This is a genomic window from Streptomyces winkii (assembly GCF_032248595.1).
Classification (GTDB): domain Bacteria; phylum Actinomycetota; class Actinomycetes; order Streptomycetales; family Streptomycetaceae; genus Streptomyces; species Streptomyces winkii.
The window spans coordinates 63,340-72,387 of record NZ_JASTTH010000010.1; the positions used below are offsets into that span (position 1 = coordinate 63,340).

A 9,048-nucleotide genomic window follows, 5' to 3' on the forward strand; every position below is an offset into this window, starting at 1 on the left:
CCACCGGCGTCTTCGTCGGCACCAACGGACAGGACTACGAGTCGGTCCTGCGCCGCGGCATCGACGAGGAGATGCGCGGCTACCTCGCCACCGGCACCACCGCCAGCATCATGTCCGGACGGCTCGCCTACGTGCTCGGGCTCGAAGGGCCGGCCGTCACCGTCGACACCGCCTGCTCCTCGTCGCTTGTCGCACTCCACTGGGCGCTGCGCTCCCTGCGCACCGGCGAGTGCGAACTCGCCCTCGCCGGCGGCGTATCGGTGATGTCGGGACCCGAGTCGTTCATCGAGTTCACCAGCCAGGGCGGCCTGGCACCCGACGGGCGCTGCAAGGCGTTCGCCGACGGCGCCGACGGCACCGCCTGGTCCGAGGGCGTCGGAGTGCTCGTACTGGAGCCCCTGTCGGCCGCGCTGCGCAACGGCCACGAGGTGTGGGGCGTCGTACGCGGCTCCGCCGTCAACTCCGACGGCGCGTCCAACGGACTGACCGCCCCCAACGGGCCCTCACAGCAGCGCGTCATCCGCCAGGCCCTCGCCGACGCCGGACTGTCACCCGGCGACATCGACGCCCTGGAGGCCCACGGCACGGGCACCGCCCTCGGCGACCCCATCGAGGCGCAGGCGCTGCTGGAGACCTACGGGCAGGACCGCGAACAGCCCCTCTACCTGGGGTCGGTGAAGTCGAACATCGGCCACGCCCAGGCCGCGGCAGGCGTCGCGGGCGTCATCAAGATGCTGCTCGCCATGCGCAACGGGCTGCTGCCGGAGACGCTGCACGCCGACGTCCCCACCTCACACGTCGACTGGTCCTCCGGAGCCCTCGCCCTGCTGAGCGAGGCCGCGGCATGGCCCGAGAGGGGACGCCCCCGCCGGGCCGGCGTCTCCGCCTTCGGCCTCAGCGGAACCAACGCGCACGTCGTCATCGAACAGGCCCCCGAAGCAGCGCAGGCGCAGGACGCGGAGACCTCCGCGGCCGTCACGCCTGGCGCCGTGCCGCTGCTCGTCTCCGGACGTACCGAGGAAGCCCTCGAGGAGCAACTCGCCGCCCTCGAACGGCACATGGCGCGCAACCCGCAGCTCAGGCCCCTGGACGTGGGCTACTCCCTGGCCACCGGCCGCTCGCCGCTCCCGCACCGCGCGGTGCTCCTCGCCGAAGGCCCCGGCGCGGTGGGCGACATCACGGAGGCCGCCAGGGCCCGCCGCTCTGTGACGCGTGGTCGCACTGCGGTGGTGTTTGCCGGTCAGGGGAGTCAACGCCTTGGTATGGGGCGGGAGTTGTACGAGCGGTTCGCTGTGTTCGCGGAGGCTTTCGACGTGGTGGCCGCTCATCTGGACGTCGTCTCGGAGCGGCCCTTGCGGGACGTGGTGTGGGGTGAGGACGGGGAGTTGCTCGACCGCACGGGCTGGGCGCAGCCCGCCCTGTTCGCCGTGGAGGTGGGGCTGTTCCGCCTTGTGGAGTGGCTGGGAGTGAGTCCCGGTCATGTCGCCGGGCACTCGGTCGGTGAGATCGCGGCGGCCCATGTGGCCGGGGTGCTCGCTCTTGAGGACGCGTGCACGCTGGTGTCGGCGCGGGCGCGGCTGATGGAGGCGCTGCCCGAGGGCGGCGCGATGGTCGCGATAGAAGCGCCCGAGGACGAGGTCGCCCCGCTGCTCACCGGCGGTGTGTCCCTGGCCGCTGTCAACGGGCCCACGTCGGCGGTCATCTCCGGCGTCGAGGACGAAGTCCTCGCCGTCTCCGGTCACTTCGAATCGGCGGGCCGCCGCACGCGCAGGCTGCGGGTCTCGCACGCGTTCCACTCGCCGCTGATGGAGCCGATGCTGGAGGACTTCCGCGCGGCGATCGCCGGAATCTCCTTCGAACGGCCCCGGATTCCCGTGGCCGCGTCGGGCGACGTGTGCGACCCCGAGTACTGGGTGCGGCAGGTCCGCGAGCCCGTACGCTTCGACGACGCAGTCCGCACGCTGCACGAGGACGGCGTGAACGCCGTCCTCGAAGTCGGCCCCGACGGCACGCTGTCGGCGCTCGCCGCCGCGCTCCTGCCCCCGGACGCCCTCGTCGCGCCCGTACTGCGCAAGGACCGCGGCGAGGAGGCCGCGCTGGCAGCCACGCTCGCCCTGCTCCACGCGCCCGGCACCGGCGTCGACTGGGAGGCGTACTTCGCAGGCACCGGCGCCCGCCGCGTGGCGCTGCCCACCTACCGCTTCCAGCGGGAGAGGTACTGGCCCGAGGCCGCCGCCCCCGCCTCCTCGGCCGACCCGGCCGACGCCGAACTGTGGTCCGCCGTCGAGGAGGACGACCCCGGCGCGCTCGCCCGCGTCCTCGACGTCGACGAGACCACCGCCGGCTCCCTCGCCCCGGCGCTGTCGTCCTGGCGCCGCCGCAGCCGGGCGCGTACAGCGTCCGGAGGCTGGCGCTACGAAGTGACATGGGAACCCCTCCCGCAGCATGACCCGGGCGAGCACGCCGCCGCAGCACCGGCGCTGGTGCTCCTCCCCGCCGCGGACGAGGCCGGGGAGTGGGCGGACGCCGCCGTCGAGGCGCTCCGCGCCCACACGGTCCGCCTCCCCGGCGCCCCCGCCGACGAGGACGCCGCCGACGAGGAGCGCTTCGCCCGGCAGCTGCGTGAAACGGCGGCCGTGGCAGGCGAGTTCACCGCCGTCGTGTCGCTCGCCCCCGCCGGCGCAGCGACGGCCCTCACCGGCGCGGCGACGGCCCTCACCGGCGCGGCCCGCCCGCAGGCACTGCTGGACACCCTCGGCGCCTGCGGCATAACGGCACCCCTGTGGTGCGTCACCCGCGGCGCCACAGCCGTCGACGCCGCCGAGGAGGCCGACCCCGAGCAGGCCGCCGCATGGGGCGAGGGCCTTGTCGCGGCGCTCGAACACCCCGACCGCTGGGGCGGGTTGGCCGACCTGCCCGCCCGGCCCGGCCCCGCCGCGGGCGCCGCCCTCGCCGCAGCCGTGTCCCGAGGCGGCGAGGACCAGATCGCCGTCCGGGACCACGGCACGTACGGCAGGCGGCTGGTCCGTGCCGCCGAACCCGCCGCCACCGCCGGATGGACGCCCGCCGGAACGGTGCTGCTCACCGGAGCGACCGGCCCCCTCGGCGGCCACGTCGCCCGCTGGCTCGCCCGTGAGGGCGCCGAGCGGCTGGTGCTGACCGGCGGCGACGCCTCCGGACCCGAGGCCGCCGCACTGGCCGCCGAGCTGGAGACGCTCGGCGCCGAGGTCACACTCGCCCCCTGCGACCTGCGCCGGCACGGCGAACTGGCCGCCGTGCTGGAGGGCATCGGCGACGAGACGCCGCTGACCGCCGCCGTCTATGCGGGGGACGGCACGCCGCCCGCCGACGGCGACGCCGCGGAGACCTCACGGTCCGCGGGCGCCGCCGCCCTCGACGCGGCCCTCGCCGGCCGCGACCTCGACGCGTTCGTCCTGCTCGGGTCGGTCGCCGGTGTATGGGGCCTGCGGGGCCAGTACGCACAGGCCGCCCACTCGGCGTCCCTGGAGGCCCTCGCCCGTACGCGACGCGCACGCGGCCAGGCGGCGGTGTGCGTGGCCTGGGGGCCGTGGGCCGAGACCACCGACGCGTCCGCCGCGAACCATCTGCGCCTCAGCGGGCTGCCCGTTATGGACGCCGAACCGGCCCTGGCGGCGCTCGGCCGGGCCGTGGCCTGCGACGGGCCCGTCGCCGCGGTCGCCGATGTGCGGTGGGAGACCTTCGCGCCCGCCTTCGCAGGGGACCGCGGAAGCGCCCTGTTCACCTCCGTCCCCGAAGCGCGCCGCGCACTTGAGGAGGCACGCGGCGCCCGGAGCAGGGCAGCCGGCACCGCGGAGGCGCTGCGCACCCGCCTCACCGGGCTGCCCGAGGGCGAGCGGACCGGCGAACTCCTCGGCCTCGTACGGGAGAAGGCCGCACAGGTGCTGGGCCACGCCGGACCCGAAGCGGTCGAACCCGGCGTGCCCTTCCGCGACTTGGGGTTCGACTCCCTCGCCGGAGTGGACCTGCGAGACCGTATCGCCACCGGCACCGGGCTGCCGCTGCCCGCGACGCTCGTCTTCGACCACCCCACCCCGCAGGAACTCGCCGCGCATCTGCTCACGGAGCTGCTCGGCGAGGACGCGCCCGTCCCGCAGGCCGAAGCGCCGGTCCCGGCGCGGCCCGCCGCCGACGAACCCGTCGCGATCGTCGGCATGGCCTGCCGCTACCCGGGGGGCGTGCGCTCCCCGGAGGACCTGTGGCGGCTGCTGACGGAGGAGACCGACGCCGTCAGCGAGATGCCCGCCGACCGCGGCTGGGACCTCGACGCCCTCTTCGACGGCGGGCAGTCCGTGACCCGGCACGGCGGATTCCTCCACGACGCCGCCGAGTTCGACCCCGACCTGTTCTCCGTCTCGCCCCGCGAGGCGCTCGTGATGGACCCGCAGCAGCGGCTGGTGCTGGAGTCCGCATGGGAGGCGCTGGAGCGGGCCGGCATACCTCCGTCCGCGCTGCGCGGCAGCCAGACAGGCGTGTTCGTCGGAGGCGGCACCGGCGAATACCGGGCACCCGCCGAACTCGTCGGCCAGGAGTGGCAGACCGCGCAGTCGGCGAGCCTGCTGTCCGGGCGCCTCGCCTACAGCTTCGGCCTCAACGGGCCCACCGTGTCCGTCGACACGGCCTGCTCGTCGTCGCTGGTGGCCCTCCACCTGGCCGCGCAGGCCCTGCGCTCCGGCGAGTGCTCCATGGCGCTGGCGGGCGGTGTGACCGTCATGTCCACCCCGGTCGGCTTCATCGAGTTCAGCGCCCAGGGAGCCCTCTCGCCCGACGGCCGCTGCAAGGCGTTCTCCGACGAGGCCGACGGCACCGGCTGGTCCGAGGGCGTCGGCATGCTCGTCGTGGAACGTCTCTCCGACGCACGCCGCAACGGCCACCGGGTGCTGGCCGTCGTGCGAGGCAGCGCCGTCAACTCCGACGGCGGCTCCAACGGCCTTACGGCGCCCAGCGGTTCGGCACAGCGGAAGGTGATACGCCAGGCCCTCCGGACGGCGGACGTGTCACCGGCCCAGGTCGACGCCGTGGAGGCGCACGGCACCGGCACCACACTCGGCGACCCCATCGAAGCGCAGGCCCTCCTCGCCACCTACGGCAAGGAGCGCGAGTCCGGCCGCCCGCTGCTGCTGGGCACCGTGAAGTCCAACATCGGCCACACGCAGGCCGCTTCGGGCGTCGCCGGCGTCATCAAGATGGTCATGGCGATGCGCCACGGCGAACTGCCCCGGACGCTGCACGTCGATACGCCCACCAGCCACGTGGACTGGAGCAGCGGCGCCGTGGAAGTGCTCACGGAACGCACCGCCTGGCCCGAGCGCGACACCCCGCGGCGCGGTGCCGTCTCCTCCTTCGGCGCCAGCGGCACCAACGCCCACCTCGTACTGGAAGAGGCGCCCCCGGCCGCCGGGCCCCCGCCCGTGCCCGTCCGCACTCCCGGCGCGGTGCCAGTGCTGGTCTCCGCCCGCACCCCCGCCGCCCTTCGGGACCAGGCCGCCTCGCTGCTGTCCCGCGTGGAGCCGTACGCCACCGCCACGCCCGGCGAAGCCGCCACGCAGCCCTCGCGGGCGTCCGTCGCCGACCTGGCGTACTCCACGGCCACGACCCGTATGGCCTTCGAATACCGCGCCGCGGTCGTCGCCGACGGCCACCGCGGCCTCGCCGAGGGGCTGGCCGCCGTGGCCGCGGGGAGCAGCGCCCCGCACGTGCTGCACGGCGAAGCGCTGCGCACCGGCCGCACGGCGTTCGTCTTCTCCGGGCAGGGGGGTCAACGCCTGGGTATGGGGCGGGAGTTGTATGGGCGTTTCCCGGTGTTCGCCGAGGCGCTGGATGAGGTGCTGGGGCTTCTTGGCCCGGGTGTGCGTGAGGTGATGTGGGGCGGCGACGAGGCTCGCCTGGCTCGTACGGGGTGGGCTCAGCCTGCTCTGTTCGCGCTTGAGGTGGCGTTGTTCCGGCTGGTGGAGTCGTGGGGTGTGCGTGCGGACTTCGTTGCGGGGCATTCGATCGGTGAGGTCGTGGCGGCCCATGTGGCGGGTGTGTTCTCCGTTGAGGACGCGTGTGCGCTGGTCTCCGCTCGTGCGCGGCTGATGGAGGCCCTGCCCGACGGCGGCGCGATGACAGCCGTACGCGCCTCCGAGGAGGAGGTCCTCGGCAGGCTCGTCGAGGGCGTCTGCGTCGCAGCCGTCAACGGGCCGCGCTCCGTGGTGATCGCGGGAGACGAGAAGGCCGTCGACGAGGTGGCGCGCCACTGGGAGTCCACGCGCCTGCCCGTCTCCCACGCCTTCCACTCCGCGCACATGGACCCGATGCTCGACGAGTTCGCCTCCGTCGTGCGGGGGCTGACCTTCCACGCCCCGCGAGTGCCGCTGGCAGCCGCCGCGGCGGAACCGTCCGTCGCCGAGCCGGTCACCTCGCCCGAGTACTGGGTGCGGCACGTGCGGGAGACCGTCCGCTTCGCCGACGCCGTCCGCGACCTCCGCGAGCGGGGCGCCACCTCGTTCGTGGAGATCGGACCCGACGGCGCGCTGTCCGCGCTCGTCGCCGAGTCCGCCTCCGCCGAGGCGCTGACCGTCCCACTGCTGCGCAAGGAACGCGACGAGGAGACCACCCTCGTGACGGCCCTGGCGCGCCTGCACACCGCGGGCGTTCCCGTCGCCTGGGACGCCTTCTTCGACGGCACCGGCGCACGCGCCGTGGACCTGCCCACGTACGCCTTCCAGCACCGGCGGTTCTGGCCCGAGCACATGCCCCACCCCGGGGCGGCGTCCCCGGCGCGCAACGGCACCGGCGGCGGGGCTCCCGGCTCCACCGACGACGCCTTCTGGGAGGCCGTCGGCCGCGAGGACTTCGGCTCCCTGGAGTCGGTACTGCACGTCGAACAGGACTCGCTGGCCCAGGTGCTGCCCGCGCTGCTGGAGTGGCGACGCCAACAGCAGGACCAGTCGGTCGTCGACAGCTGGCGGCACCGCATCCGGTGGGCTCCGCTCCAGAGGTCCGCCGGCGCGCCGGGCGGCGGGCGCTGGCTGGCCGTCGTACCGGCCGGCGCGGACGAGGAGTTCATCTCCGGCGTACTCGACGCGGCCGGCGCCAACGGCGCCGTGATCCACCGTGTCGAGACCGCCACCTCAGACCGCGAGGAGATGGCGCGTGCGCTGAGCGCCGCGGCACGGGCCGCGTCCCGCGGCTCCACAACGCCCGACGGCACGTCCACGGGCGGCGGTCCGGCCAACGGTTCGGGCGCCGCGGCCGCCAACGGGTCCGCCAACGGGTCCTCCGGGCACGGCACCGCAGTGCGGTACGACGGAGTGCTGTCGCTGCTCGCCCTCACCCCCGGCACCGGTGACGGCGCCGCACCCGAGGGCACGGTGCGCACCGCGGTCCTGCTCCAGGCGCTCGGCGACGCGGGCATCACCGCCCCCCTGTGGTGCGTGACCCGCAGCGCCGTGTCCGTCGCACGCTCCGAGGCCGTCGAGGCACCGGAGCAGGCCGCGGTGTGGGGCCTGGGACGGGTCGCAGCGCTGGAATACCCCGACCGCTGGGGCGGGTTGATCGACCTGCCCGCCGCCCTCGACGCCACGGCCGCCGCCCGCCTGGCGCCCGTGCTGGCCGCCGCCGACGGCGAGAACCAGGTCGCCGTCCGCGCGGGCGCCGCATACGGGCGTCGCGTGACCCCGGAACCGGCACCCGACCCGGAACGCACCTGGCAGCCGCACGGCACCGTGCTCATCACCGGCGGCACCGGAGCGCTCGGCGGCCACGTGGCCCGCACCCTCGCCCGCAGCGGAGCAGGCCACCTGATACTGGCCAGCCGCCGCGGCATGGCGGCGCCCGGCGCGGAGGAGCTGCGCGCCGAACTCCTGCGCACCGGCACCGGGGTGTCCGTCATCGCGTGCGACGTCTCCGACCGCGAGTCGCTGCGTTCCCTGCTGGCGTCCGTACCGGACGAGCATCCGCTCACCGGCGTCGTCCATACCGCGGGCGTCCTCGACGACGGCGTACTGGACCGGCTCACCCCCGACCGCTTCACGGAGGTCTTCCGCAGCAAGGTGCGGTCCGCCCTGCTGCTGGACGAGCTGACCCGCGACGCGGACCTGTCGGCGTTCGTCCTGTTCTCCTCGGCGTCCTCCGCGATGGGCAACCCGGGGCAGGGCAACTACGCCGCCGCCAACGCGGTCCTCGACGCCGTCGCCGAGGACCGGAGGGCCCGCGGGCTGCCCGCGACCTCCATCGCGTGGGGAGCCTGGGGCGGAGGCGGCATGGCGGAGGGCGCCGGAGCCGAACGCCAGGCCCGGCACGCCGGAGTCCTCGCCATGGACCCGGAACTGGCGTGCACCGCGCTCATGCAGCTCGCGGCTGAGAGCGCGCCCACCGCGATGGTCGCCGCCGTCGACACCGCGCGCATGGCGGGCGGCTCCGGGCCCGGCGTACCGTCGGGCGGCCTGCCCGGCGGCCCCGTGGCCGCGCAGTCACCCGGCGGGGAGTCCGCCGACGGGGCGCTGCGGGACCGCGTGCTGAAGCTGCCGCCCGAACGGCGCCACGACGCCGTGCTGGAGGTCGTCCGCACCCTCGCCGCCGGAGTCCTCGGACAGCAGGACCTCGACGCGGTGCGCGGCGAACGCCCCTTCCGCGACCTCGGGTTCGACTCCCTCGCCGTGGTCGAGCTGCGCAACCGGCTGGGCGCGGCCACCGGCCTGAGCCTCGCCTCGACGCTCGTCTACGACCACCCCACGCCGGACGACCTCGCCGCGCACGTCCTCGCGCAGCTCGCTCCCGACGACGCGGACGGCACCGGCGACGGCGGGGAGGAGGCCCGCATCCGCGAACTGCTGGCGGCCGTTCCGCTCACGCAGCTGCGGGAGATCGGCGTACTGGAGCCGCTGCTCCAACTCGCCGACGGCAACGGCACCTCCGGTGCGCACACGCCGGAGGACGAGGACGGCAGCAGCTCGATCGATTCGATGGCCGTGGACGACCTGGTGCAGGCCGCACTCGAAGGCCCCCACACCTCGCAGGACTGAC

The 9,048-nt window shown here is 75.1% G+C and carries 1 protein-coding gene (only partly in view); it reads left to right on the forward strand.

The window, feature by feature from the left end; genetic code table 11:
- Positions 1 to 9,047, forward strand: partial view of a type I polyketide synthase gene (locus tag QQM67_RS27360; protein WP_314177545.1) — the 3' portion only. Its footprint begins 19,660 nt before the window's first position; the window shows 9,047 of its 28,707 coding nt (coding positions 19,661-28,707); its start codon lies beyond the left edge, outside the window; the stop codon is at positions 9,045 to 9,047.
- Position 9,048: the final 1 nt, after the last annotated feature.